This is a genomic window from Micromonospora sp. NPDC049107 (assembly GCF_040648595.1).
Taxonomy (GTDB): domain Bacteria; phylum Actinomycetota; class Actinomycetes; order Mycobacteriales; family Micromonosporaceae; genus Micromonospora.
This window is the reverse complement of sequence record NZ_JBEZEC010000002.1, coordinates 590,102-616,179: the sequence shown is the minus strand read 5'-3', so window position 1 is coordinate 616,179 and position 26,078 is coordinate 590,102. Positions and strand designations below refer to the sequence as shown.

Sequence of the window (26,078 nt, the reverse complement as noted above, 5' to 3'; positions counted from 1 at the left end):
GATGCGCTCAGACGGGACCTTCGCCTGCCCGATTGGTGGACAGCCGCGTGGTCCGCTTCGACTAACCCCTCTCCGATGGGCGCACCGCCCTCAGAGCTCGACGCAGAGACGTACTGCCTCGCGACTCGCCGAGGCGGCGCGCGTTATCGGTGGCCAACCCGCCGGCTGAGCGCCGCTGCCACAGCGCCTAGGAACGTCGCCGTCGTGGGCGCCGCGGCCGGGGACGTGGGCGACGGTCCTTGGGATGGTCGTGCGCCGGTCGGGTTGGCCGGCTGGTTGCGTCGACTCGATGTTGCCAGGCCCGCAACTAATGCGTTGAGGATGGCCGACACTTCCCGGCGGTCGTACTGGGCGGTCAGCGCGCCGCCCGTTCGACCGTAGCGGCTCGTTGTGACATCTATCGGGCCGACAGGCGGCGCATCACGCGGCCAGGCAGGACCATCAGATATTACCGAATGCGGTCAAGATTGCGGGTGTTGAAGTTGGTGTCGGGATGTGCCGACATTGTCGGTGTGTGGCGCTGCGGGCGTGTCGGCTGCCGGGAGTTCTACCGTGCCCACATGCCCTCCGACCCCAGGAATTCACCGCTGGCCCGCCGCGTCAGCGAATGCCTCCAGGCGCGTGTCGACGGGTCGACCCGCCACCTCGAAGACGGCGTGCCCGCCTCCTGATCTCGACCTGCCGTATTCCAGCAAGGGGCCGATGCTCGTCGCGGTCGGCCGGCTGCTCACCTGATATTCGTTCGAGGGAGGAGATGTCCTCGTGGCACCTGGAAGCGGAACGACCGAGACGTTAACGGCGGAGGACGCTCGCCGGCATCTGGTCGACAAGCTGCGCAGTCAGGGTTGGATTACCCGACCGGAGGTGGCGGCGGCGTTCGCCGCAGTGCCGCGGCACCTGTTCGCTCCGGCCGGCACCAGCATCGAGAGCGCGTACGCGAATGATGTTGTCGTCACCCGACGCGGCCCGGACGGAAAGGCGACCAGTTCGATCTCCGCGCCGTGGTTGCAGGCGTACATGCTGGAGACCGCCGGGCTGAGGCCCGGAGCCCGGGTCCTTGAAATCGGCTCGGGAGGGTACAACGCGGCGCTGATCGCCGAGGTCGTCGGCCCGGCCGGAACGGTCGTCAGCGTCGACATCGACGTGCAGGTCGTCACCCACGCGCGAGCGGCGCTGGCGCGGGCCGGCTACCCGCAGGTCGAGGTGGTCCACGCCGACGGCGTCCACGGCCATCCTGGCGACGGGTTGTGGGACGCGGTGCTCATCACGGTCGAGGCCAGTGACCTCCCTCCCGCGTGGACCGAACAGCTCGCACCAGCCGGCAGGCTGGTGGTGCCGTTGCGGATGCGCGGCAACACCCGCTGTCTCACCCTGCAGACCGCGGGTGATCACCTGGCCGCGACGGCGTCCGTGCAGTGCGGTTTCGTCGCGATGCAGGGCCACGGCCGGGATCCGGCCCGCCGGGTGCCGCTGCGCGGCGATGATGCCGTTCTCACCCTGGATGACGACACCACCACCATCAACGCCGAGGCTCTGCGCGCTGCGCTTGATGGCCCGCGGGTTGAGGTGTCCTCGCCGGTGACCGTGGACATGAGCATGGGCACTTACTTTGAGAGCCTGCACCTGTGGCTGGCCAGTCAACCTCGCCCGTACGGCGTGCTCAGAGTCGATCGGGACCGCACTGCCGGCCTGCTGGATCCACAGGACCGTTTCTTCTGCCCCACCCTGCTGACCAGTGACAGCCTTGCCTACCTGACCATGCGCCGCCACGACACGACGACGTGGCAGTTCGGCGGGCACGGCTTCGGTCCGCACGCCACCAGACTGACAAGCGATCTGATGGACCTAATAGTCGCCTGGGATCAGCAGTTCCGGGCCGGCGTCGTCCCGGACGTCACCGTGCACCCGGCCGGCACGCGACTGCCCGACAGCGAACGATTGCGCCTGCTCGTGCCCCGCCGCCACACGCTGACCGCGATCACCTGGCGGGAGACCGACCGATGAGCAACACGGAGTTGCCGATCCTGGTCTGCCTTCGGGGGAACTCCGGTGCCGGTAAGAGCACGATTGCCCGTGCGTTGCGGTATCGGCACGGCCGCGGCTGCGCCCTCGTCGGCCAAGATCATATGAGGCGGATCCTTCTGCGGGAACGCGACAAGCCAGGTGGTCTCGCACCCACGCTCATCGCGCAGAACGTTCGCTTCTGCCTCGACCACGGCTACCACGTGATCCTCGAAGGGATCATGCACACCGCCCGGTACCGGAGCATGCTCACCGAACTGCGCGACACGCACCGCGGCCGAACCCTGTTCGTGTACCTCGACGTGTCGTGGCCGGAGACTCTGCGCCGACACCAGACCCGTCCCGAGGCGCAGGAGTTCACTGCCGACACGATGCTCGGCGTGTACGCCCCGCGCGACGTCCTCGGCTGGCCCGACGAACTCGTCCTCCCCGAGACCACCACCCTGGAGCAAGCGATCGAGCGCATCGCCACCACCGCCGGCCTGCCGTTGACCGGCCGCGACGACGACCTGCTCCCTGCCGTCCCATGACTTCATCCCAGACAGCCAGCGCAGGCAGTGCCGGTCTCGGGGCGGACGGGGCGGATGATGTGTTCGCGGCGCTGATCGCCCGTGCCGCTGCCGCAGGGGTGGGCACCGGCCGGGTTGTGCACCGCACCGACAAGGCCGTCGTCGCCACCGGCCGCCGCGACGGCCGACCGGTGATCGTGAAGCTGTTGACCACCGACGACCCGTACTGGGTCGGCCGGCGCCAGCACGAGCTGCGCATGTACGAGCTGTTCACCGATCAGCCGCCCCCCGTGCGCGTGCCGCGTGTCCTCCACGCCGACGCCTACCTGACCGTCCTGACTCAGCTACCGGGGCAGCGCCTGGACGACCAACGCCACCTCACTCGCGACGTCAGCCCGGCCACCGCACAGCTGGTCCTGGACACCCTCGACACCTTCGCCGGCTGGTCGCCAGCACCGCCACTACCGCAACCGCTCGACTACCACGGCCGCATCGACGCCGAACACGCCGCCGGGCTGCTCGACGACGCCGACCAGCACGCCCTGCACACCCTCGTTGACCAGCTCGGCCCGGGCCGGGTCAGCGCACACGGCGACCCCCTACCCGCGAACCTGCTCCTCGACCGCGAGCACTGCGCCCTCATCGACTTCGAGCACACCGGCAGCTACCTACCCGGCTATGACCTCGCAATGCTGCACATCATCGGCACCGCAGCCAGCCCGACCCTCACCGCCGCGATCGCCGAACGCGTGCACACCGCCAACATCACCACCGCCTACTCCGTCAACCTGCTCCTGCTGACCTGCCGAGAGATCCGCCTGCACACTGTGCTGCCAGCACGCGGCGCGACAACGTCCCGGCTCGCGTACCTACGACAGCTACTCAGCCAGGCACGCCACGACGTTCAGGCGCTGATGCGATGGGCTTGAACCGGACAACCGCCGGCGCAGCGATCCAGCGCGGCCTCGCGGGCGGCTCACAGGCACCTGCCCCGCTGAGCCGTGACTTTCACCGACTGTGGGGCGCCTACTCGGTCAGCCACCTGGGATCCGCCGTCGGGGCAGGCGCGCTGCCGCTGGTCGCGATCCTGCTGCTGGACTCATCGGCTCTGCAGGTCTCCCTGCTCGCGGTGATCTCCGGCCTCGCTTCGGCAGTGATCGTCTTACCCCTGGGTCCCTGGATCGAGTTCCGGCGCAAACGGCCTGTGATGATCGGCGCCGACCTGCTGCGCTGCGCGGCCCTGACCAGCGTCCCCATCGCCGCCGCGCTCGGCGCCCTGACGTACGAGCAGCTGTGCGTCGTCGCCGTCGTGCAGACCGCCGGCACCATCGTGTTCAGCGCCGCCAGCGGCGCGCACCTGAAGCACCTCGTCACCATCGATCAACGTGTCACTGCCAACAGCCGATTCGAGACCTCCCAGTGGACGGCCAACAGCCTCGGCTCACCCATCGGCGGTGTCCTCGTGTCCTGGCTCGGCGCTACCGCGTCCATCACCGTCGACGCCGCGAGCTTCTTGATGTCCGCGCTCGGGATCCGCCGCCTCCGCAGCCCCGAGCCGCCGCCACCTGCCCGGCAAACCGCCCCGAGTCGGGGACGGGAAGCCATCGAAGGATGGCGGCACATCCTTCACCATGCGGGCCTGCGAGCCCTGTTCGTCAACGCCGTCATCTTCGGCGGCGCCATCACGGCCACCACGCCCATCATCGCGGTGTTCATGCTCCGCGACCTCCACCTGGCTCCCTGGCAGTACGGCCTGGCCCTCGGACTGCCCTGCCTCGGCGGCATCCTCGGCTCCCTCACCGCCGGCCCCCTCACCACCCGATACGGCCTCCGCGCAGTCCTACTCACCACCGGCGTCGCCCGCACACTCTGGATGGGACTCATCCCCCTCGCCCCACCCGGCACACCGGGCCTGATCATCATCACCCTCGCCGACACACTCCTGCTGTTCATGGCGGGAACGTTCAATCCCACCTTCGCCGCCTACCGAATGAACCACACCAGCGAGCACTGCCTGTCCCGCGTCCTGACCGCCTGGTCCATCACCAGCAAACTCACCCAACCCATCTTCATCGCCGCCGCCGGCATCCTCGCCGCCGCCACCGGCCCCCGCACCGCCCTCACGGCAACCGCCGCCCTCACGCTCACCAGCGCCGCATTCCTGCCGTGGAAGACAACCCCGACCAGCCCGCCGCGAGCCCGCCCAGCGGAGGTCGCCTACCGGCACGTCGTTCCGGTAGCGCGAGCACCGGCCTGCCTACCGCCGTCACGGCCACCGCCACCACCACACCCAGGGAGAACGCAGAACGAGCGATGACAACCCGCAGCTGCGGGCACCCCGCCGCTACACCGGCACCACGACCGATTTCGTGCTGGACGGCACCACGGGACGCCTCACCACGGCCACCTCGTCCGGTCAGCTCACCCACGTCGACCTGCGCGTCGGCAAGCACGGCTCCACCCTGGCCGGCTTAACCGAAGCGCTGTCCACGGCGATCACCGCCGGGCTGCAAGCCGGCGCGCCCCCGTCCGAGTTCGTGGCCCCACTGCGGCACACCCACTACACCCCCTCCGGCGCCACCACCGACCCGGACGTACCGCACGCGACCTCGCTGAGCGACTACCTCGCACACCGCCTCCACCAGCAGCACACCAGCAGCGCGCCACCGCACCCAGACGCCGCGCAGCTGCCTGGAGCCGCCCGAGCCAGCACGCAGCCACGACTTCCAACGGCGAGCTGGGTGCCGCACCCGCGCAGCTGAGCCGACCTCGATCAACCTGGACCTGTCGGAGGTGAAGAGGGCATGCGCGATGACGAGTTACGCGGTCTGGTTGGCGGGAGCCAGCCGCTGATGCGGGCGCTGCGCACCGTGCGGGACTCGGGCCTACCGGACGCCTGGATCGGCGCTGGTGTCCTCAGGGACCTCGTCTGGGAGCAACGCTACGGGCACGGATTCGACTTCTCCCAAGCCCGGGACATCGACGTGGCATTCGTCGACCCCACCGACCTGACCCAAGCCAACGACGAGCACGCCACCGAACGGCTGGCGACGATGTGGCCGGGACCGCCGTGGGAGGCGAAGAACCAGGCCGCCGTGCACACCTGGTACCCCGCCCGATTCGGAAGCGACCCCGTACCCGCGCTGCGAAGCATCGCCGACGCGGTCGCGACCTGGCCCGAATACGCCACCGCCGTCGCAATCCGTCTCGACGTCGGCGGGCACGTGGCTGTCTGCGCACCACACGGACTCGATGACCTTCTCGACGGCATCTGGCGCCGCAACCCGACCCGAGTCAGCCTGGTCGTGTCCGCGCAACGACTAGCGCGGCAACGCCCCGCCCACCGCTGGCCCCGAGTCCGAGTCCTCACCTGACCACCCGCGATCGCCGCCAGGACGCTGACCCCCATGATGTTCGACTCGCCGCGGACGCTCACGTTCGTTGCGAACCGTCCGCCCTCGTCCCGTAGCCGAGTAGCTGCATCGCGGTCACGTTGTCGGGTTGGGCCCAGAAGAGCTGGTGTAGCTCGTCGGGCAGTTCGTCGCGATGGGTGCTGTTGAGCCCTCTACGGAAAAAGCGGTCATCGGCCTGTTGAAGCTCGGTGAACGACGGGATCTGGGCGCCGGCGTCGGGTCGGAGCTGGGGCGTCAAAGTGTGGATGACCCGTTCCACAGCAGCTCTCGGCTTCTGAGCAAGTGCTTCGTACCTCAGCACCACTCGGTGAGGTGCCGACGGCAGCAGCCAGCTCAGCACATTGCGTCCCCAACTGCCGGTTCCGAACTCGCCCCGTCGGAGGATCATGGCTCGCAACTCGCTCTCGAATCGTGCAGCGTCTGCCTCGCTGGCCAGGCGCGCCCACGAGACGAGCGCATCGCGCCCGTCCCGGACGAGACAGACGGCCTTGTCCGCTTCATCGACCTGGTCGTCGCGCTGTCGGTGCGTCTTGACGAAGTGAACCTCCATCGAGTCACGCATGGCTTCAATCGCTGCCGGGCGTTCGGTGAAACCGACCAGATCGGAACCCAGACGTTCGGCCACGCCATCGACGTCATAGACGACGGATGTCCTTACGCCGTAGAGCCGATTGAGGACGATCCGAAAGAAGGTGTTACCTGACCGGGGAAAGGAGCACACCCACACAATCACCAAACCAGGGTAGCCAATTCTATCGCCTACGCGCGGTTCACCATGGCCTCGGCGGTGCCTTCTGCGCCGACCTGTTGGGCTACGAATGTTGATTCTGACGGTCCCACTCGGCCCCCACCCGGACGGCGCGGTCTGGCCCCACCGCCGCCCGTCAGGCGGCCGGTGTGGCGGTCTCATCTGGCCCACGAGGCGGCTTATTTCCCGACTACCGAGTGTCACCGCGGCATGGGTAGCGAGCACGCGGATCGCGGCAGTTGAGCAAGTGAACCTGGCGAAACATCGACTCTCATCGGCCGGTCTTCGGAGGCGTTCCTCGAACGCCTTCATGCGGGGCGATTGGCAAGCTCACCGCGGATCTGATTTACCAAACCGAGAATCTCGGTCAACTCCTCAGTTTGCGGCGTCGGCCCTTTGACTCCATGGGCAAGGCTATTGCGAAACTGCTGAAGCCTGCGTACGCGTGGGAGAATATCCTCGTCTAGAACTCCAATCTCTACGAGCGTACTCGCTATCGATTGAGCGTTCGGAAGGTAGTCGACTCCTTCTTGCCGCGCTAGCCGCGCCAATGACCATTCCAGGGCAACGAACGCGGCCATGAAGGCTGCACCAATGTCAAGGTTTGCTAATTGCCCTACGGCAGCTATGCGTCGATCGATCTCGTCTTCATCTAGCAGATCCGGACCAGGATCTGGAATCACGAGCAATTCGAGATCCCAGCCGGGGATCGCTCGGACAATCGTACGCAGGTGCTCAATATTCCTCGTTTTGTCCTGATTCCTGAGCGCTCGCCGCGAGGTCACCTCGAAGACAATGCCACCCTGCGGTCCCCGCGCTACGGCGTCGACTTCCCGACCAGACAGGCCCGCCGGCAGTGATGCTGGTTCGGGGTTGACTTCCATCGTCCAGTCTGGCGGCAAGCGACTTGCCCGCTTGCGAAGCTCTAGCTGCCCGGGATACCGATCCATGGGATCTCCTCCTCGTCAATCGGCGCACCCATCACGATATACACAAAAGGCCCGTTCCATGACAATGCCTGAGCCAGCGCAGGCGAAGGATTGCGAAACGTGAGCGGCTTTGTTAGATCTCGGCGAGACCCCGACACATCACGCACTTGGTTGTCATCTGCAATAACCTGGGGCCATAATCCATCCAGGATAGGCTTAAGCATGTTGTCCACGTCTAGCGGCGGATCCTCATGAAAGTAGGTGACTGAAACTGCCAAATCGCCGAGGAGCGGGAAATCAGGTCCGCTAAACGCTGTTGTTGCATGTTGACGCACACGTTCTGTCCAAGCGTGTTTTTTGGCGGTGTTTCGTGTAGAAAGCGACACCGGCACTCCGGGAACTGCAAAGTCCCACTGCATGCCATTCGGTCCCCGTTCTGTCCAGCCGCCGAGAGTATGTCCGCTCAGCGTAGCCCCGTGCGTGCCCGGTAAGTCGAGCGCGCGCCGCTGCACGCCTGTTATTTTCTGAGCGGGGACTCGCCCGCTCAGGTGTGCCGGCACCGCCCCCACATCGGCAGGAGCGGGCAGGTGACCGAGGTGACGCTCGGCGTCTATCAACTACCCTGAGTGACGCCGCGCTTGAGATTCTGACCATGAGGTGGGGCCAAGTCAGACCCTCCCCTCTTCCGCTGCCTCGACCGCGGTGGAGCCAGAGGGAGCCGTCACGGTGGGGCCACCTATGGCCGTCAGAATCAGAATGTCGACTGGCGCCGATCTAGGCTGCGCCAGTCTCGATCGCGGTGAGCTGTCGCGCGTCGCCGGCACCACCGCCGCCGAATGGGACTACTCTTCGCCTCCGTCGCCCGTCGACGCCACTGGACTCGGCACTCTCCCGAACGGTCCGTTCGACAGCCGACGCCCACTTGAGGCTGGCTACGCGCTCCAGCGCCCGCCAGCGTGGGACCGAGGTGTCCCGCCGCACCCGGCGGCGGGACACCACCCGGTACTACTCGATGTCGTAGTCGTAGTCGTCCGGGTCTTGCGCATCATTGCGGTCAGCGGCTTCCTGCGCCCGGTCGTCAAACCCGCTGGTCGCGGTCGGCGAGTCGGGATCGCGGTCGGCGGCCGCGCTGATGCGGTCGGCGGACTCGTGGTCCATCGGCTGAGATCGGGCCATGACGGTTCTCCTCCGTCGGCTCGTGCCCTCGGTTACGCCTGGGGCGACGCGCACCCGGACCGCATGGTGCGGCCGGGCAAGCGATTCCGTGGCTACGTCGGTGCCGGGCCCGCTTCGGCGGGCTGCCCATGCTGGTCACCGCGAGTGAGGCGTCCGGCGGAATCAACCGGAGGTTCACACCGTCACACACCCGGCTGAGGAATGCCGGTCCCATCAATGCCCACCAGGCTACGCCAGTCGCGGGCGAGGCACGGGCGCCAGGCCCGGTAGCGCCTTGCGGCAATCAACCGTGGCGGTGGCCATCCCAGGGGTCATCTCCGGAACTTGGGCGACGACCTCGCCCTGAGGGCTGATGATGCTCGTCGGCCCGTAGCCGATGCGGTCCGCGCCCCGCTCGCCGGTGACGTCAGCCGAGACCAACCACAGGCCGCTTTCTCGTGCACGGGCGGCGCGGATAGGAGTGTGCCGGTCTTTCCATTGCAACGCGGAGGTGCGGCGCATCATGTTCTGCGCCGGCACGAGGAGAAGCTGCGCGTCCTGCGCTGCCACTGCCGCAGCTGCGGCTGGCACTTGCGTGTCCGAGCAGATGTTGATGCCGAACCGCACGCCCTCGACGTCGAAGGTCGGGTAATCCTCACCTGCGGTGAAAAGCGCTTCGCCCGGCATGAGGTGGACCTTGCGGTAGATGCCGAGAAGCTCACCGCCACCCACGACGACCGCGGAATTGAAGTAACGACCTTCCCGCCGTTCAATCACCCCGAAGACCAGAGTCTGCCCGATCGGGTCCAGGCGGCGCAGCAGCGCGCCGAACGACGCCGAGCGCAGGTCCATGGCGTAGGCGTCCAGGTGCCGCTCCTGCACGAGATAGCCCTGAAGAAAGCACTCCGGGAACAGCAGCAGCTGCACACCCCGCTGCTCGGCCTCCCGAGCGAACTCCTCCATGCACCGCAGCGCCGCGTCGACGTCACCCAGAGTCTCCGGGGTCTGACAGGCCCCGACTCGCAACACCCCAGTCACCCCAGTGATCCCGGCGAGTTGTGACGACATCGCTGCTTGTGCGCAGTCATCGCGGGGACGACGCCGCCGCTGGGGGATAAGAAGTGAGGCTGTCGGTGACGCTGTAGGACCAGCTGACGGCCCTGCCGTGGGCGAAGGGCATCACCCCGTGAAAGACGCGGGGCTGGCTGCTAAACACCAGCGGTAAGAAGTGTCGGTCACTTTCCCACATCGGCACGCGCCCAGCGAGCACGTCTGCGATCTTGGCCCAGACCAGGGTGCCCTCAGGGCACTCCGGCCGTAGCTGTCCTGTCCAGCAGGGGATGCGGAACAGGAACCCGAACCAGTTTTCCCCACTGCGGCCGAAGCCGGGCCAGGAGATCGTTCCTGAGAGCTGAACCTCGCGGCACTCCAGACCGCTCTCTTCTCGGATCTCCCGGCGCATCCCAGCGACCACGTCCTCGTCCGGCTCGAGCTTCCCGCCCAGCCCGTTGTGGTAGCCGAAGTGCACGTCGTCGGGTCTCTTGTCCCGCCGGATCAGCAACACCTGCTCGCCGTCGGGGTGCAGGACGTAGCCGAGCGTCGCGAGGATGGTCAGCATTCCCTCACCCTATGTTTACCGCTTCAGACGCTGAACAGACGCGCCGCTTTCGCCGCATCAGGGCGGACGCGGACTCCCGTAACCTGGACGACGCGTCTGCGGATGAGTGGGGGCGCCGTGCCCCGCGAGGCGCCCGCCCGCTTCGAAGGCCCGGAACCCGAACCAGGGGCCGTCGCGTCCAGCGACCGCGTTAGCTACCAGCTCTCCTCCGAAATGGCCCGGACGCGGCCAACGGGAGTCCGCGGAGGGCCACTGGGGGTTAGCGCTTGAAACGGCGGGGCGAGGTTCGGCTGTCCCAGAGTTCAACTCACTTCAGCATCGGACCGGAGAAAGATGATCAATGCGTAGTGCCTGGACCGATCTGCCTGACAACGTCACCGGGGCGATCGCCGAACGGATCGGTGAACCCTTCGACGTCACCCCGGCCGTCCACGGTGACCACGCGGACATCGCCGCGACAGTCACCGGACCAAGCGCGAAGGTCTTCATCAAGGCAGCCTCCGCAGACCTTTGCGTCCGATCACTGCGCTACGAGCTGGCGGCGAGCACGGCCATCGACCGGTACCCGCCGGCGGTCCTCTGGCACTTCGAGTCCGACGGATGGTTGGTGGTGGCGACCGAGCACCTTGCTGGCCCGCACCCCGACCTGTCCCCCGCCAGTCCCGATCTCGACCTCCTCGCCGCGACGCTCATGGAGCTGCAGAACACCCGCGCGCCGAACGGCACCTGGTACGACCCGGCGGGCCGGCTCGGGTTCGCGCATCCCCTGATGGCCGGCGAAGGGCTCGTGCACTCTGACCTCAACCCGACCAACCTGATCGTGACCGACAGCGGCCTGCGCATCGTCGACTGGGCTTTCGCGACCAAGGCAGCGCCTTGGGTGGAACTGGCACTGCTGATCCAATGGCTAATCGGCTGCGGCCACACCCCCGGCCAAGCAGAACGCTGGGTGGCGCAACTTCAGGCGTGGGCTGCGACCGATCGCGACGCCCTAGACGACTTCGCGATCCGCAACGCCGCGAAGTGGGCAGGCAAAGCCGAGAAGAGCACCCAGGTATGGGTCCACGACCTTGCAACCTGGACCAGTGAGTGGGCGACCTACCGCCGATCGAGGATCCGGGCGCGCTCCGTGGTGTCGCAGCAGCCCGGTCCCGGCGCGGACGCATGCGCCCTTGCCCCCAGGGGAACCTACAGCCTGTAGGGCTGCAGCCCATGCCCCACCGATGCCGGCGGCATCACCGATGCCTTGCTGCAACGGGCTGCGGCTCGGATACGAAGCAGACGCCGTCTCGCCCGCGCCGCCCACCGGACTGTCCTACATCCCCTGGCCGTTGCGAGCGACAGGCAGGTTACGCGCAGCCAGCGTCGGTGCGAGGTCACTGCAACTGATTGTGCCGGCGGAGCTGACGTCTACGGCGGACGCAGCGCGGGGACAAACGAAGCGGCAAAGCGAGGCGCCAACCTTGTTGTCTGGCGAGGGGAGGTGTCCCTGTCAGCCCCCGTTGTCACGTGCTCGCACACGCTAGAGCGCCGATAGCCGCCGGCAACACCAATGCCGACGCCGTCCCAGAACGCGGATGAGCCGTCGATGTGGCAGCCCAGGGTGTGCCAGGTAAACCCCGGCTTCTCCACGCGCAGCGCCACCAGCCGCCCACACCCTGAACCTCGACGTCGACATCTTCACAACGAAGTTCCCCTGCTGGATCAGCGGATGGCGGATCACCTAACTACGGCACCTGCGTTCGTCAGGGATCGCCTCGGGCTCCAACGCCGGCGGGCCACAGACGACGAGCATCGTCGGAACAGCAAGTCCCTGCGTCTCGGTGGGCAACCGAGGCAGCGGCACCCAATCCAAACCCACCATGACCGGGCAGTCACACGGCAACTCGTCCGCACCGAGGGTCGGTTCACCGGCAGCCACGTCGACCGCGAAGCACGCCGTCAAGCCCGACGGGTACGGCACCTCGAACAGGTAACGCACCGCGACAGGCCGCAGCCCGACCTCCTCGACCACCTCGCGCCGGACCGCGTCCTCCGCCGTCTCACCAGCGGCGATACCGCCCCCAGGCAGCGTCCAGTACTCCTGGCCATCATGGCGACCCGACGGACCGAGGCCACGCTCCCGCACCATCAGCACTCGGCCGTCACGAACGATCACCGCAGCGGCTCGACGACGTAGCGTCACAGTCACATCATCCCCATCCCGGCCGTGCACGGGGCGCTTCACCGCCGACAAATCTCACCGCAAAACCGGTGCCGATCACTGGGGCGGCGGCCAACCGTGGCCGGCCCCTGTTCCAAGAGCACCTACCGAATAGCACTTCCCGCCCCGCTCTGATGAGCCCGTACGCACCGGGCGAGACCAGTGGTACGGGCTCTTACGTAGCTGCCGAGACGTGCCCTTCAACCGGTGCGGACCCGACAAACACAGCGAGCCCCGGCCGCTACCCGTCGAGCCCGGCACCGCCGCAAGTGCTCGCCCACCCCCACGGGCGTGGGGGTGGGCCGATCCCCGACATGCGGCGGATCGGCGACGGCGGGTGCTCCCCATGCCCGTGGGGGTGGGGCCGGAAGGCGACCCGGTGCGCGCCTGGACCAAGGTGTGCTCCACACGTCCGTGGGGGTGGGCCGGCGGTCGAGCGGCTCAGCCGCCAGCTGGTCAAGGGCTCCCCGCGCTAGTGTGGGTGGGCCGCAGCCCACGCCGCCAGGCCTGCACCCGCCAGTGTTTCCCACGCCCGCAAAGGGTGGGGGTGGGCCGTTGGAGACCGGCACAACTCGCACCGGCATGCCGAACCCTCGGTGCTGTCACCTATTGGTTGTGCTCGATAGGCGCCCGTCTCTACGCTCCCACGGTTCGGTGTGGACTCTGAGCCCCGGAGGGTGCGCGATGTCGTTGACCGACACCATTGGTGCCGATTTGCAGGCGATGAAGGAGGGTGTGGACCGGGCGCAGCAGGAGGCTTCGGCCGTCGACCGAGCGATCGAGCAGATTGCCGTCCGGGCGGCGGCCTCCGGCTTTGCTGGCATCACTGTGGGGTTGGCTCGAGTGCGAGAAGTGCTCGGGCAGGTGCGGTCTGACCTGGCGGAGGCCGGTGGCGTCTTGGGTGAGGCGTCGCGGTCGCTGGGTGCCGTGGCACAGCAGCCGTCGCCGCAGGAGACGACCGCCGCGCTCACGCCGGTCGTGGCCGCGCTGGCCGCCGTTGACGGCCACGTCACGGCGGCGGCATCCGCGGTCGACGACACCCGACGGCTGGTCACGGCGGCGTTGCAGGGAGGACAGCCCGGTCCGACGCTGGCGCGACTGCAGCAGGTGCTGCAGGTCCTGGTGACTGTCCGGACGCGCGGAACTGCCGCCCGGCAACACGTCGATACGGCGCTGGCGCAGGCCCGGCAGGTCGGTGAACTGGGAAACTGATAACGGGCGGTGGTGGCGACATCCGCCAACCGCCCGCCGCACGCGGCACGTCTGCGAGTGCAACGGACGTGCCGGTGCCATCTGAGCCCTTGCCCGAATGGTTGAAAGATGCCGCTCGTGACCTGCCTCGCCGGCAAGCGAAGGACCCCACCTCCGGTGTCGCGTTGATCGGTGGTAAGCGGATACCCCTGAAGTCGGGCCGCGACCCAGCCGCCGCCGCCGACCTCAAGCCGGCCTACAAGCTCATCGCCACCACGACCGACCATCTGGAGGCCAAGCTTGCCGCCCGGATGCGCCGCGACCGGATCACACAGGCGGCTGTGGTGACGAACAATCCTCCCTGCGACTACACCCCCTACGGCTGCGAGAAAGTCCTCGCCCGACTCTTACCGGCCGGCACCCAGCTCGCTGTCTACGTACGCGACGATGACGGGCAGGTACGCCATTGGCGTACCTACACCGGCAACGGAAAGGCGATCGCATGAAGGTGACCTGGACCTACGACCGGGGCGAGCAGCGCGACAACCACGAGGTCGAACTGACCGACCCCAACGCCTTAGAAGCTCTCCTTCGCGAAATCCAGCAGGCCGGCGAGCCCGTCGTGCTGACCATCTTCAGCGACACCACCGACGACCCCGACGACCTGCCACCCGGCATCCAGATCGGCCTCGGTCACCCCACCCACGCGTTCGCGGTACACATCACCGACGATGGCGCCTACCTGCACGACCCCACAGCGGAGATCCCGAGCGACGGAGTGGCATTTGATCTCGGTGGGGTACCCACCGAGTACCCGGCCGAGGACCTACAACTCCGGCCCGAAACGGCAATACGACTGGCAGTCACCTTCTTCAAGACCGGCGGCGAACCGCCGGACTTGACGGCGATTGCCGAATGACCGCGTAGCGAATGGGCACGTGCCACGTCTTGGTGCCACCGCCCCGCGACGCCGAAGGCCTTCGTGCCCCGCAGCGCACGACACGGCCGGCTCCCGCAGAGCCCGGTCCGACGCGACGCCCAGTGCCTACTGACGGTGTGCGCGGCAGCTACCCAGCTCGTCGTCTCCTCCGTCGAGACCCGGAAACGCGGCCTCGGCAACTCGGTCACGCGCCGTCGGCGCGGGAGACAGATTCGCCGTAGGCGTGCTCGCCGCCGTAGCGCTCGCCCCAGGACATCTCCAGGAAGGGGTCCGGCTCGGCATGGCCCTCGCCCGACACGCGATTCAGCACCATGACCTCACCGGGGCCGCTTTCAAACCCGCCTCCGAAGCCGAACACCGGCGCCTGAGCCGATGCTCGGCTTCCGGAGGCGGCAACAAGGATGAACCGGCCGTGCGGACCTCGCGCGACGTTGGATCTCCCGGAACAAATCGAGGTGATGCGGCCGGCATCAGCCCGGCCAGTCGCCCGCCATCGGCGCTCTGCTCGGCCCAGCACGCGGGCGGTGAATAGGTTCGTGGCCGTATGGAAACGGGCTCCTACCGTACGAGCACTACGGGATTCACCTTCTCACAGTCGGTCCGCTCTGTTGCGGCGGGAAGGCTGGCGGCAAGAGGTCTGGCTGGATTGTGGCCGTCGGCGGTGCCTGGTGCCGCCGCGCCTGATCGGCGAATCTGGCTAGGCGCTCGGCTTCCTGGGCCGTTAGCGTCCGGTGCGCCTCGTTCTGGGTCATGGCGACGTCGTTCGCGTGGAGGTGGCCTCGTTCACGGAGTGCCGCCGCGAGGTAGGTAGCGTGGATTGGCTGGGTGGCCGCCGTGTCGGCGTCACCAGGATCGCCCTGCCACAGTGGTCCGAGACGTGAAGCCATGGCGCTGCTGATCTGGGCGCGTTCGTCGGCGGCCAGGCCGGTGTAGATGTCGGCGGCGATCCGGTGCCCGAGTGCGTCGGTTCGGTCTGGGCCGCTGGTCTCCCGGTGGGTGATGCGATGGGCCGCGATGACGGCTTCGGCGGTTTTCCAGTAGGCGTGGTGGCCGGCGCGGCCGGCGTCGATGTAGGGGCCGAGAGGTTGGGTGGTGGTGTCGTCGGTGACCTGGTGCTGGTCGCGGTATGCGGCGGCGGTGCCGAGATGGTGTAGCCAGGTGTCGTAGTCGGGTCCGGGTTGCGGCGCGGTACCGAAGACGGTGGTCCAGGCGGGTCGGGTGGTCGCGGCGTCGAGGGCGAGGTCGCGGATCCGTGCGCCGATCTGCTCGCGGGCGTCGGCGAGGTATTCGGTGTAGCGCGCGTCGCCGGTTTCGGTCGCGGGCGACAGCCACGGGGGCAGGTCGGCCGTGTGGGTGGCGGGTTGATTGTGGCTGCGGGTGGATGCTTCGAGGTAGCGCAGCAGTTCCTCCGGGGTGACCACGCCTTGCACCTTGGCGAACACGATGCTGGTGTCGGTGCCGGCGCCTTCTGCGGCTTTGAGCGCCCACGCGAGCTGGTTCCAGGTGTTTTCGGGATCGTTTGGTCCGGTGGCGGGGTGGTTGTCGAGGTAGCGGCCGATGCGCCAGGCGAGGACTTCGCTGAGCGAGTCGGCGGTGGCCAGTTCCCGCTGGGCGTAGGCGTGCTGCAGAACCTCGGCTGGATGGTGGCCGGCGTATTCAGCGCGGCGGACGGCGGCGGCCAGCGCCGGCCATGCTGACTCGCTGGCGGCGCGGATGGTGACGCGCGGGCCGAGAACCCCGACGATGATCGACTGGTAGTGGTCGGCGTCCCGCGCAGCTGCCATGGCGGGGTCGACGGTCAGCGCGCCGGGACGTCGCAGCGCCCGCCGGGTGTCGAGCTGCGCCGGGGTGAGACCGGTCAGCGGCGCGATGACCGCGGCGTAGCGGGCGGCGTCGAGCGCGGTGGGTTGGGCCAGGCGCGTGGGTGCCCGGTGTTCGTGGATGGTGGTGGTGCAGCGCCAGGCCAGCAGTTGGGCGGGCGAGTCGCCGGTGGTGAGCGGACCTCGGCGGGCGGCGGTGGCGAGCAGTTGCTCGGGCTGCCATCCGGCGGCTTCGGCGGCGTGTAGTGCCCGCACGACGGCGGGGAACGCGGTGTCGTTGGTGACGAGTGCGGCGGTGGTGGGGTCGAACATCGAGTGGATGAGCTGCTGGTATCCGGCGGTGGTGGCCTGCTCGGCGGCGTGCAGGTAGTGCGGGACCAGGGTCGAGAGCGAGGCGGCTTGTTGCTGGGTGCGGCGGATGGTTTCGGTCGCCGACAGCATGGCGCCTTCGCGGTCGAGGATGGTGTCGAGGACTTCGCGGGCGGCGCGGGCGTTGGCGTCGTAGCGGGGCCGGTCGAGCCGTTCGTCCTCGTCGAGCGGGAGTAGTTCGTGGGTGGCGACGTAGGCGTGGTTCGCGAGCCGGGCGCGGGTGATCGCGACGTACAGGTTTTCGCGGGTGAGTTGGTCGTCGACGAGTAGGTGCGCGGTGTCGACGGTGGCGCCTTGGGCGCGGTGGGTGGTGGTGGCGTAGTGCAGTTGGACATTCCGTGTGACGTAGTCCGCGGGCAGGGTGCACCGGCCGCCGTGCTGCTGGTGACGTACTCGGAGTGACCCGTCGCGGTAGCGGTGTTCGACAGTCCAGGCGTCGCCGTTCTTGACCCAGTCCCGGCCGCGGTTGGTGCTGAGTTTGCGGTTGTTGTGGCGGGTGACGATCCAGTCGCCCTTGCCCGCGAGGTTGTCATCGGCCAAGGCGACGCCGAGGGTTTCGACCTGACCGGCGGCGACTCGTTCGGCGCGGGCACGCGCGGACAGTGCGGTGATGTCGCGGTTCGTGGCGGCGATCATCAGGGTGACGTGGCCGGCGAGCATGTCGGCCCGCCACGCCTTGTAAACAGCGTCGGCCATGGCCTGGCGGGAGCCGCCGTGGAGGCGGCCGTGGGTGTCGTAGAAGTCCAGGGCGGTGGTGTCGCCGGTGCGTAGCGCGATGGTCGCGGCGGCTTCGGCCGGGTTGGCGAACCGGTGCACGGTGTCGAGCTCGACGGCTCCGGCGTCGTGGGCGATCAGCCGCAGCGCGCCGCCGGATTCGACCGCGCCGAGTTGCCGCCAGTCGCCCAGCAGTCGGACGCTGGCGCCGTGCCGTTCCGCGATGGTGACGAGTCGTTCCAGCGGCAGGGTTCCGGCCATGCCGGCCTCGTCGACCAGGATGATGTCACCGGGGCGTACCTGGAACCAGAGTCGCTGGGGCGAGACCTGCTTGTGGTGGTGGAGGTTGTGGGCGTCCGGACCGTTGGTGTGTTCCCACAGGAACTTGTGCAGGTTCTCGGCCGTGGTCCCGATGTCGTTGCCGAGTACGGCGGCTGACGCGGCGGAGGTGGCAAGCGGGATCAGGCGCCTGCCGTGGGCGTCGGCGACGTGGCGTAGTGCCCGCATGGCGGTGGTCTTGCCGGTGCCGGCCGCGCCGATGCCGACCGCGATGCGGGTGTCCGTGGTGGCGAATGCGGTCACCAGGTCGCGCTGCCCGGCGTCGAGGGTCCGGCCGTGGCGGGTCTCGAACTGGCTGAGGCTGGTGGTGACCGCTGCGGCGGGAATGCCGATGAGGGTGGGGGTGCGTGCGGCGTCGAGCAGGCGCTGTTCGGCGTCGAGAATCTGCTGGCTGGTGTATCGGGACGTGCCGTGGCGGGCGAAGACTGATTCACCGTCGGAGCGGCGCAGCACGTCGGGTTCGTCCACCATCGCTGGGGCGTCGATCAGGATGCTGTGCGCTGGGGACACGGCCCGCTGTGTGATCGCGTCGGCGATGCGCTGTTGCGCGTCGACCGTGGCGAACCGGAGTCCGCCGACGCGCAGCGTTCGTTCGGTCTCGGCGTGCACGTTCCACCGGGTCCAGGTTGCCCGCGCCGCGGCGACCCTGCCGATCACCTCTGCGGCGAGTTCGTCGACCTGCTGATTGGTCAACGGGCCGATCTTGGCTGCGGTCGGAACGGTGGCGATCGTCGCCAGGACGTCGAGGGCGGCCGGGCCGTGGGCGTCGGTGATCTGCTCGCGCCAGTCCGCCCGCATTGCCTGCAAGGAGCGGGGTGGCTTCTTCCCGTCGCGGGTTTCCAGGGTCGCCTGGCGGGCGAGTTTCTGGGCGACCTTCGTGCCCGGGTCGTAGCCGTGCTCGCGGCGGTAGTCGCGCAGCAGCTCGTCGTAGCGTGTCTCCAGCTGGGTGCGCCGCTTGGAGAACTGGGTGATCCAGGTGTCGGGCACACCCTCGATCTCGCGGACCGGTTCCTTGCCCGCGGCCGTCCCTGGACGGGAAGCGAAGCTCACCCCGAGCCGGGCGGTCAGCGCGGTCTCGAAGGTGGTGTTGTAGTGCTCCGACGCGGCGACGGTCATCTGATACAGGGCGGTCGCGTCCAGGGACCGCCACTTGCCGTCGACGCCTTGGACCTTGTTGGCGATGACCACGTGGGTATGTAAGTTCGGGTCGCCGCACCGCGAGTCGTAGTGATCGAACGCTACCGCTACCAGGCCCCGCGTTTCGATCTGGGCGATGCCGGCCTTGCCCGTGCGGGTGTAGGCGGCGTGCTTCTCCAGCATCCCGAGCGCGGAATTCTTGGCCTCCTCATGCGCGGCGCGGACAGCCGCTCGAACCGATTCCCGCTCGTCGAGAGCCCACAGCAGCGCAGCCGATTTGACCGGGGCGAATACGGCGTCGTAGCCGGCATTGGCACCGCGCTGGCGGGCGGACTCCTCGTGCCGGACCTTCTTGACCTCCGCCTCGGTCGCGTCGCGGCCCATGTCCGTGGCGATCACCGCCAAGCGGCGGGCTACCCGCTCCTCGTACGGGTCGAGGGCCTTGTAGACGGGGAACTGGCGGCCGAGCGTGGCGTGCCGGCGGGCCTGATCGTTAACGGTGGCGATCTGCTCGGGCGTCATGTCGGCGGCAATGTGCGCGGCCTGGTAGGCGGCGATAATCCGGTCGGCGTCGGGGTGCCAGCCAAATCCGTAGAGGGCACGCATCTGCGCCTCGTCCACAAAGTCGCCGGGGGTGATTCCGAGACCGGCCAGACCCGCGCCGACCCACTGGCCGGTCGGGTTACCTTCGGCCGTGTAGTAGTCGGTGGCGTCCTGACCGCGCCGCCGGTCGACGTCACCACCGGCGACATGCCGAGTCAGGTAGGTGTACCCGTCCCCCACGGTGATCTTGTGAATGGTCATCATCGCCGGACTCCGACATGTCCGTACGCGGCCAGGGTCGGGCGGGTGGGTGCAGCTGCGAGCAGGCCACCGGCGCGTCCGGAACACCCTGGCCACCGGGCCGCGGAAATTCGCGGGCCGGCGGACAGGCTTCGCCCGGCCGCCCGGCGATACGCAACGCCCCGCAGGCGTGAGGGCCGGCTCGTCATGCCCCCCGACCACAACCGGATTCGGGAATACGGAACGGCGACTTCGATACCCATCCCGCACCTCCCAGGGTCGCCTTTGAATTGTTATTGGAGACCAACGCTCCCCCATGGTCACTACAAGTGCAAGAGGTGTCTGGCCCCTGTTTTTTTGATCTTGATGAGCGTATTGGGCTGGGATTTTGTCCGTTTCCTGTCGGCTTCGTCGAGGATCATGTGACGGCGGTTATTCGATGCTGGCTTTTCTTATCCAGTCTGTTTAACGCCTCTTTCGCGCACCTATTTCCGTGATTACTTTTCCCCGTATGGCACGAACGAGTGGTACCCGAGCGGCAGCGATCCGCAGGGCGCAGGAAGCCAAGCAACGTCGTGACGCCGAGCAGCTTCAGCGGTCGCGGCAGATCACCGACGCGCTGACCGACTTCTACGAGCAGACCCAGCGCGCGGCCGACATCACCGCTCACGGCGCCGAGAAGGCGGCCCGGATCATCGCCGACGCGGAACAGGCGGCCCGCGAACCGGCCCGGCTCGCCGCGCAGGCGGTGGCCCGGCTCGAAGCACTCGGCGAGACCCGCGGCGCGATCGCCGAACTGACCGGCCTACCGGTTGGCGCCGTACGGGACCTGATCAGTCAGGCATCAGCGGCGCGCGCCGAGCCCGAACACGAACGGACGCCATCCCATCCTCCGCACGCAACACACCCGGGCGATTCCGAGTCCGGGGCACACACCGACCCAGGCCACCCTGGCCTGTGAGGGGACTTCTGCGATGAGGACCGTGTTCGCCGACGACAGCGAGATCAACGCCAAGCACGTCCATCGCCGGGGCTTGCATCACCTGGTCGCGATGGCCGCCGTCGCGTTCACCGGCGACGGCATGACTCGCTACTCCATGACCATGCGCAATGTGCGGACACATCTGGGCGTCCCGACAAACTGCGAACTGAAGTGGAGCCCCGCCAACGGAAGCTGGCTCAAAACGCCGGAGGGTAACCGGGCACGTCCGATGCTGCGCCGGGCGATGCTACACGCCGCCATCGAGGCCGGCGCCCGATCGGTCACCGTGATCTACGACCGGACCGGCGACGAGCCAGTCGACCAGGTGCGAGCCAAAGTGATGCGCTACCTCTACGACAAGGTGTCACTTCACCTGGCCAACAGCGGCGGCAAGGCGCTGATGATCGCCGACGAACCCGGCGGCGGAGGCGAAGCCCGCCGGACCTGGTTGGCTGCCTCCCGGGAACTCACCCAAGTGGGCACCCCGTTCACCGCACCGGAATGGATCGGGCTGCCCATCATGGCCTGCCCGTCCGACCACCTCGAACACCTCCAGCTCGCGGACCTCATCGCTGGAGCCACCACAGCCGCAGTCGCCGGGAACCCGCACGCCCTGGAACTGCGCGACGACCTGGCCCAGCTCGCCGACCGCAACCGCGCCGGACGACTCGGCGGAGCCGGCGTAACCCTGTGGCCGCCTCGGCTGGTGGACCTCTACTGGTGGCTGTGGGACGAGCCACTCTACGGACGGCGCGGATACCTGATGAAACTCGGCCCGCAGTCCGCGCCGATGAGTTGGCGCACCTTCCAGACATCACCCGGGGTGTGACCGCGAGGGCGACGACACCGGACACCCGGTGGCGTCCGACGAGCGTCTGCGGTGCGTCGTGACATGCGGAAAGGGCCGGACCCGATGGGTCCGGCCCTTTCTGCGTTGGTGGCTCAGTGGTGGCGGTAGCGGACGACCATTCGGTACTCGGCCAGGTCGGCGGGGTTGCTCGGGTCGTAGAAGTCCTTCTGGCCGACCAGGACGAACCGGTGGCGGCGGGTCGAGTTGGCGTTGCCGCTGCGGCGGTAGTCGGTGGACTGGTTGGTGTGGCGCATGACGATGCCTCCTGGCGGTGCGTACCGGGTGCGGCGGTGCCCTGCGGGTTTGGCCCCCGGGGTGCCGCGCTGACAGATCGGTGAGGGACCGGCCATGGCCAGCGGGCAGGCAAGAAAGCCAGACAAAAGATCTTGGAAGCGCAGCGGCCGGGGAGCGAAGCGGACCGGGCCAAGATGTTGTGACGGCTCTTGCCTGACGCGGCCTGGTCGGTCACCACTGGGGCTGGCAAGCGCGCACCCGCGGGCCAGCCGGGCGGTCCGTACGGTCGCCCGCCGGGGCGAACGGTGTGCGACGCCAACGACTCCGGACAACGGCTCGCGCATCCAGTGCCCCGGGCACGGGCCGCCGCGTTCAACGGCGGGACTGCGTGCGGGGCTCGCACCAACGCCGGCCAGGATGTGCGATGCGATTCATCCGCCGCTGCGGCGGGATGCGGCAGGGCCGTCTCCGGCAAGGAACCCGTGAGGGCAGGGGACGGTCAGCGATTGCGGCGCCGGCCATCAGCCGGGTATTGGTGCAGCCAGTAGAAGAAGTTCTTGCTGCGGTCTTCGATGTCGGCCGCGGAGCCCGGGACGGGTCTGTCGTCGACGCGGTACCAGACGGCGGCCAGTAGTCGGTACCAGCGGTAGTAGAGCTCTTTCAGGGCGATGGCGCGTTCACGCTCGAGGTGGGTGCACCGGTTCCAGGCGGTGATCCACTGACGGTGCGTGCCGTGCCACTTGGGGTCGAACAGGTTGGCGGCGAGCATGTCGAGCTGGGTGCGGACGTCCGCGATGGTGTTGGGGACGCTGATCGGCGGGATCGGTAGGCACCTCGCCGCGTTCGGGTGGGCGGCTTCGACGACGGGCGACAATGCCCGGTGAGCGGCGACGAGGTAGGTGCGGGCGGCGGTGAAGCGCTGTTGGCTCGTCGGGGGCATGGGCGCTCCAAAGGGTTCGAGCTGGGTTAGGTGCAGTCCAGGCCGCAGAAACGGCAGACCAAGACCTGGCCGTTGGCGATCCACTGGCCGTCGGGGCGGTCGTCGCGGCACAGCTCGGGCGAGGGGTAGAGCCAGTCGCCTTCGACGACGCGGCGGCCGGGGTAGACGTGTTCGCCGCCGTGGTGGGTGACGGGTTGGTCCCGGTGGTGCACAGGTGGGGCGGGCGCGGTCGGGATCGTGAACACCGTTGACTCCAAGGGGGGATCGGTGTGAGAGGCCGTACGCGTCGGGGCGGAACGGCGGGCTCGGGCGGGCCAGTCGCGGTGGGAGTCCGCGACCGGCCCGCTCCGGGAGGTGCGTCAGTGGTGGAGGAGTTCCCGGTCGGTGGTGACGTCCGGGTAGGCGTCGGCGGCGTACTGCTCACCGTCGGCGGTGGTGATGATGTCGCCGCGACGGGTTTTGATCTGCGGCCCGGCGTGGGCGTCGGTGAACCGCATGGAGATCGACAGGTTGCGGGCCTGGACCTTCATCGCGGGTAGGTCGCTGTCGTTGATGTAGGGCAGGAGTTGCCCGGCTTCGATGATCACTTGATCGCCGCGGGTGAGGTTGCGGGCGCGGGTGGCGAGGTCGCCCCAGCACATGACCTCGAAGAACATGGCGCGGGTGTCGACCCACTTGCCGGTGTGGTCGCGGTAGCGGTCGCGGTGTACGACGGGGAACTGGACGAACTCGCGGCCCTCGCGGGTGTGGCCGGTCTGCGGGGACGCGGTGAGCCGGGCTTCGATGACGCAGGCGAACAAGGACATGACGGGGCGCTCCAAACGTCGACAGGGGTTCGGCGAGGCGAGCGGGGCCGGCCGGTGAGAGGTGACCGGCCCCGCGCGGGGGTGGGGTCAGAAGGCCGGTTCGAGGTCGCGGTCCGACGGCGCCCACGGGTCGTCGGCACCGGCGGCGGGCTTGGCGGTGCGCTGGGACTGCGCGGGCGCGAATCGCATCGACAGGGCGACGTTCGCGGCGGTGACTTGGAGCTGACCGGCGGGCTTTTCGGTGCTCTGGTTGAGGTAGGCCCAGACGCTGAGGTCGTCGCGGGCGTCGACGATCACGGTGTCGCCCTTCTTGGTGCTCTCGGCGACCCGTTCGGCGAGTGCTTCCCAGCAGGTGACGGTGACCCACATGGTCGGCCCGTTGACCCACTCGCCGGCGGTGGTGCGCCGGCGGGTGTTGTGCCCGACGCGCAGCTTGCAGACGGCCTTGCCGGCGGGGCTGAAGCGCAGTTCGGGCTCGTCGGCCAGGTTGCCCTCGAAGGTGAAGCTGAACAGCATGACGGTGCTCCCATCAGGGTGGTGCGGGGTGCGGGTGCCGGCCGGGTCGTGTGATCCGGCGCCGGGTGCCGCGCTGACGGGGCCGGTCAGAGCCCGCCCGTGGGCCGGGGCTGCAAGCAACCAGACAAAAAGATCTTGGCGTCGAGCGGAGCGAGACAAGACAGCCAAGATGTTTTTGGCTGGGCTTAGCGGCCCCGCGCCCGGGTGGGCTGACCTTCGGGTCCCTCAGCAGCGGCATCAGGCGGCCACGGATCCCACCGACCACCAACGGCCGACAACCGCACCGCACCCTGCCGGGCCCAGCACCGCACTGTTCAGCCTTCGGTACGCGGCCGGGTGCGGTAGCGGCCCGCAAGCCCCAACCCGCCCGCTCCCCGCGCACGCTCGGCCCCACCGGACCCGGCCCTCACCAGCGGTGGACAACGACCGCCATGACGAGTCGCGGACCGGGTTAGCGCCGGGGGCGGCGGAGACCGGCCCGCCAACCGGACGCGATCGTGCGCCGCGCCTCCGCCTGGCTCAACCCCACCGACACCGCCGCGTCGGTCAACCGGGGCCACACCACGGCCTCGTCGAGCGCTCCACTCGCGTCGAGCTGTCCGAGCCGGAACGCCGCCCGGTTCACCGCGTTGTTGCGCCCGCCGCCCGTCACCCGCTGCCCGCCCCGGAACACCGGACGCGGCGCGGCCAGAATCCGACCCACCTCCCCGTCCAACGCGGCCTGCGCGTACCGGTCGAGATCCGCGATCGGCTCGGCGCCGAGCGCCAACACCGGCGCTGGCGGGACCACCAACCGCGCAAGCGCCGGCGGGCACTGCGGCAGCGTGCCGCCGTCCCACGGCTGGGTGAACACGTACCGGTGGCCGGTCGAGTGCAGCGACGGCGGCGCGACAGCGGCTCCGCCCCGGCCGCGCCAGTCCACCCCGGGCAACAACCCGATCCGACTGCCGTACCCCGTCGGGCCGAACCACAGGTGGTAGCCGAGCCCCGTACGCACGAGCGGCCCAGCCGGGCGGACCACGTCGAGCAGATCGAGGACCGCGCGCAGACCGGCGTTCGTGTCGACGTCGCAGACATCCAACGTGGTTCCGGTGGCCAGGCCGATGTTCGCCCTCGGCCAGCGCCGCCACCACGACTGGATCAGCCGGGCGTCGGTGGACGCCTCGTGCAGCCCGTGCCGCAGCCGTGGATGCTTGCCCGGCGAGCCGCACTCGTCCCGCTCCCGGCAAGAACAACCCCCGCCGGGTACCGGGGTGTGCAACGGCATCACCGGGATTCCGGCCTGCGCGTACCCCAAGGCCGCTCCGAGCAGACTCTTCACCATCTCCTCACCTCCCCTGCTTCCGTCTCCATGTTCCGCAGCAGCCGTCCGCCTTTGATAGCGATGCGGCGGGCGTGACCCACTCCCAGCGGATCAGCGGACCCGGCCGAGTGGTTGCGGCAGTCCGTGCGCCCTCGGCTGGGCGGCGGTCGCGGCGCGGCCAGGGTCATGCCATCTCGGCCATATGTGCCCGGTACGCGCGACCGGTGCGTTTCCGCTGTGGGTCGCCGTCACCGTCGACGTCGCCGTGCACCCCCTCATCGGCGGTGCGGGCAAGAGTGTCCAACTCGTCGCCACTGAACTGCCCGGCAACGCCTCCCACAGTCACCACCCGCTGCACGCCACCGCGCCCCGGCGGGGCCAGCGGCGGGGCCGATTCGTCGTATGCCAGCGTTACGCTGTCGACGGACCACGACTCGTCCTGCGCGGTCTCGAAGTAGAGGAGAGTGACCTTTTGCTGCCTCGGGTGGCGGCGGCCTGGTCGACGCCCGCCTCGCGCATCGCGGCCTGCACCTGAGCGGGCCGCTTCGACAACGGGG

At 68.6% G+C, this 26,078-nt stretch carries 28 protein-coding genes; 13 read left to right on the top strand and 15 right to left on the bottom strand.

Annotated features, from left to right (window positions below; genetic code table 11):
• The first annotated feature begins 762 nt into the window (after positions 1–762).
• The 6 genes from fxlM to AB0B55_RS07930 are packed head-to-tail and all read left to right on the top strand — an operon-like array spanning position 763 to position 5,905.
• The gene (gene fxlM, locus AB0B55_RS07955) at positions 763–2,004 is read left to right on the top strand and encodes a methyltransferase, FxLD system (RefSeq protein ID WP_357171107.1); all 1,242 of its coding nucleotides are present in this window, start codon (positions 763–765) and stop codon (positions 2,002–2,004) included.
• Positions 2,001–2,552, top strand: coding sequence for a kinase (locus AB0B55_RS07950; RefSeq protein WP_357171105.1), 552 nt, complete (start codon positions 2,001–2,003; stop codon positions 2,550–2,552). Before fxlM ends, AB0B55_RS07950 begins: the two co-directional genes overlap by 4 nt.
• On the top strand, positions 2,549–3,460 hold the full coding sequence (locus AB0B55_RS07945; RefSeq protein WP_357171103.1) for a phosphotransferase: 912 nt from the start codon (positions 2,549–2,551) through the stop codon (positions 3,458–3,460). Before AB0B55_RS07950 ends, AB0B55_RS07945 begins: the two co-directional genes overlap by 4 nt.
• Positions 3,457–4,848, top strand: coding sequence for an MFS transporter (locus AB0B55_RS07940; protein ID WP_357171101.1), 1,392 nt, complete (start codon positions 3,457–3,459; stop codon positions 4,846–4,848). The genes AB0B55_RS07945 and AB0B55_RS07940 overlap by 4 nt, the downstream gene beginning before the upstream one ends.
• A 52-nt stretch (positions 4,849–4,900) precedes the next feature.
• Positions 4,901–5,293, top strand: a complete 393-nt coding sequence (locus tag AB0B55_RS07935) for a hypothetical protein (RefSeq protein ID WP_357171099.1) — start codon at positions 4,901–4,903, stop codon at positions 5,291–5,293.
• 42 nt (positions 5,294–5,335) lie between these two features.
• Positions 5,336–5,905: a nucleotidyltransferase family protein gene (locus tag AB0B55_RS07930; RefSeq protein WP_357171097.1), complete on the top strand. Its 570-nt coding sequence runs from the start codon at positions 5,336–5,338 to the stop codon at positions 5,903–5,905.
• Between the two features lie 58 nt (positions 5,906–5,963).
• Here the strand turns inward: AB0B55_RS07930 and AB0B55_RS07925 are convergent, their stop codons facing one another.
• From AB0B55_RS07925 to AB0B55_RS07900, 6 genes are all read right to left on the bottom strand, one after another.
• Complete coding sequence (locus tag AB0B55_RS07925) at positions 5,964–6,677, bottom strand: sulfotransferase domain-containing protein (protein WP_357171095.1); 714 nt, start codon at positions 6,675–6,677, stop codon at positions 5,964–5,966.
• A 323-nt stretch (positions 6,678–7,000) separates the two neighbouring features.
• A complete protein-coding gene (locus AB0B55_RS07920; protein ID WP_357171093.1) occupies positions 7,001–7,642 on the bottom strand; it encodes a hypothetical protein in 642 nt (213 codons plus the stop codon).
• Positions 7,618–8,133, bottom strand: a complete 516-nt coding sequence (locus AB0B55_RS07915) for a RusA family crossover junction endodeoxyribonuclease (protein ID WP_357171091.1) — start codon at positions 8,131–8,133, stop codon at positions 7,618–7,620. The genes AB0B55_RS07920 and AB0B55_RS07915 overlap by 25 nt, the downstream gene beginning before the upstream one ends.
• Before the next feature lie 493 nt (positions 8,134–8,626).
• Entirely contained in the window at positions 8,627–8,797 is a 171-nt protein-coding gene (locus AB0B55_RS07910) for a hypothetical protein (RefSeq protein ID WP_357171089.1), read from the bottom strand.
• 228 nt (positions 8,798–9,025) lie between these two features.
• On the bottom strand, positions 9,026–9,844 hold the full coding sequence (locus tag AB0B55_RS07905) for a carbon-nitrogen hydrolase family protein (protein ID WP_357171087.1): 819 nt from the start codon (positions 9,842–9,844) through the stop codon (positions 9,026–9,028).
• A gap of 16 nt (positions 9,845–9,860) precedes the next feature.
• Positions 9,861–10,394: an 8-oxo-dGTP diphosphatase gene (locus AB0B55_RS07900; protein ID WP_357171085.1), complete on the bottom strand. Its 534-nt coding sequence runs from the start codon at positions 10,392–10,394 to the stop codon at positions 9,861–9,863.
• 340 nt (positions 10,395–10,734) lie between these two features.
• On the opposite strand from AB0B55_RS07900, the gene AB0B55_RS07895 reads away from it, so the two are divergent.
• Positions 10,735–11,595 (top strand): phosphotransferase, encoded by an 861-nt coding sequence (locus AB0B55_RS07895; RefSeq protein WP_357171083.1) that lies wholly within the window; start codon positions 10,735–10,737, stop codon positions 11,593–11,595.
• Between the two features lie 522 nt (positions 11,596–12,117).
• Here the strand turns inward: AB0B55_RS07895 and AB0B55_RS07890 are convergent.
• A complete protein-coding gene (locus tag AB0B55_RS07890; RefSeq protein WP_357171081.1) occupies positions 12,118–12,621 on the bottom strand; it encodes an NUDIX hydrolase in 504 nt (167 codons plus the stop codon).
• Positions 12,622–13,281: 660 nt separating this feature from the next.
• Between AB0B55_RS07890 and AB0B55_RS07885 the strand changes: the two genes are divergently transcribed.
• The 3 genes from AB0B55_RS07885 to AB0B55_RS07875 all read left to right on the top strand — a co-directional run bounded on the left by AB0B55_RS07885 (position 13,282) and on the right by AB0B55_RS07875 (position 14,707).
• Complete coding sequence (locus AB0B55_RS07885; protein ID WP_357171079.1) at positions 13,282–13,809, top strand: DUF6244 family protein; 528 nt, start codon at positions 13,282–13,284, stop codon at positions 13,807–13,809.
• Between the two features lie 74 nt (positions 13,810–13,883).
• Positions 13,884–14,294: a DddA-like double-stranded DNA deaminase toxin gene (locus tag AB0B55_RS07880; RefSeq protein ID WP_357171077.1), complete on the top strand. Its 411-nt coding sequence runs from the start codon at positions 13,884–13,886 to the stop codon at positions 14,292–14,294.
• Entirely contained in the window at positions 14,291–14,707 is a 417-nt protein-coding gene (locus AB0B55_RS07875) for an Imm1 family immunity protein (RefSeq protein ID WP_357171075.1), read from the top strand. Before AB0B55_RS07880 ends, AB0B55_RS07875 begins: the two co-directional genes overlap by 4 nt.
• 205 nt (positions 14,708–14,912) lie before the next feature.
• Here the strand turns inward: AB0B55_RS07875 and AB0B55_RS07870 are convergent, their stop codons facing one another.
• Positions 14,913–15,041 (bottom strand): hypothetical protein, encoded by a 129-nt coding sequence (locus AB0B55_RS07870; RefSeq protein WP_357171073.1) that lies wholly within the window; start codon positions 15,039–15,041, stop codon positions 14,913–14,915.
• Positions 15,042–15,309: 268 nt separating this feature from the next.
• A complete protein-coding gene (gene mobF, locus AB0B55_RS07865) occupies positions 15,310–19,914 on the bottom strand; it encodes a MobF family relaxase (RefSeq protein WP_357171071.1) in 4,605 nt (1,534 codons plus the stop codon).
• 487 nt (positions 19,915–20,401) lie between these two features.
• Between mobF and AB0B55_RS07860 the strand changes: the two genes are divergently transcribed.
• Positions 20,402–20,851, top strand: a complete 450-nt coding sequence (locus AB0B55_RS07860; protein WP_357171069.1) for a hypothetical protein — start codon at positions 20,402–20,404, stop codon at positions 20,849–20,851.
• Positions 20,852–20,873: 22 nt separating this feature from the next.
• A complete protein-coding gene (locus AB0B55_RS07855; RefSeq protein ID WP_357171067.1) occupies positions 20,874–21,701 on the top strand; it encodes a hypothetical protein in 828 nt (275 codons plus the stop codon).
• A gap of 113 nt (positions 21,702–21,814) precedes the next feature.
• On the opposite strand, the gene AB0B55_RS07850 is transcribed toward AB0B55_RS07855, so the two are convergent.
• The 6 genes from AB0B55_RS07850 to AB0B55_RS07825 form a co-directional block, all read right to left on the bottom strand.
• Positions 21,815–21,976, bottom strand: coding sequence for a hypothetical protein (locus AB0B55_RS07850; RefSeq protein ID WP_357171065.1), 162 nt, complete (start codon positions 21,974–21,976; stop codon positions 21,815–21,817).
• 479 nt (positions 21,977–22,455) lie between these two features.
• Positions 22,456–22,896, bottom strand: coding sequence for a hypothetical protein (locus AB0B55_RS07845; protein WP_357171063.1), 441 nt, complete (start codon positions 22,894–22,896; stop codon positions 22,456–22,458).
• A 26-nt stretch (positions 22,897–22,922) separates the two neighbouring features.
• Positions 22,923–23,141: a hypothetical protein gene (locus AB0B55_RS07840; RefSeq protein WP_357171061.1), complete on the bottom strand. Its 219-nt coding sequence runs from the start codon at positions 23,139–23,141 to the stop codon at positions 22,923–22,925.
• Between the two features lie 114 nt (positions 23,142–23,255).
• A complete protein-coding gene (locus AB0B55_RS07835) occupies positions 23,256–23,702 on the bottom strand; it encodes a single-stranded DNA-binding protein (RefSeq protein ID WP_357171059.1) in 447 nt (148 codons plus the stop codon).
• An 87-nt stretch (positions 23,703–23,789) separates the two neighbouring features.
• Positions 23,790–24,218: a single-stranded DNA-binding protein gene (locus AB0B55_RS07830; RefSeq protein WP_357171057.1), complete on the bottom strand. Its 429-nt coding sequence runs from the start codon at positions 24,216–24,218 to the stop codon at positions 23,790–23,792.
• Positions 24,219–24,669: 451 nt separating this feature from the next.
• On the bottom strand, positions 24,670–25,542 hold the full coding sequence (locus AB0B55_RS07825; protein ID WP_357171055.1) for a bifunctional DNA primase/polymerase: 873 nt from the start codon (positions 25,540–25,542) through the stop codon (positions 24,670–24,672).
• Positions 25,543–25,723: 181 nt separating this feature from the next.
• On the opposite strand from AB0B55_RS07825, the gene AB0B55_RS07820 reads away from it, so the two are divergent.
• Positions 25,724–26,056 carry a hypothetical protein gene (locus tag AB0B55_RS07820; RefSeq protein ID WP_357171053.1) on the top strand — a complete coding sequence of 111 codons (333 nt, stop codon included), beginning with the start codon at positions 25,724–25,726 and terminating at the stop codon, positions 26,054–26,056.
• Positions 26,057–26,078: the final 22 nt, after the last annotated feature.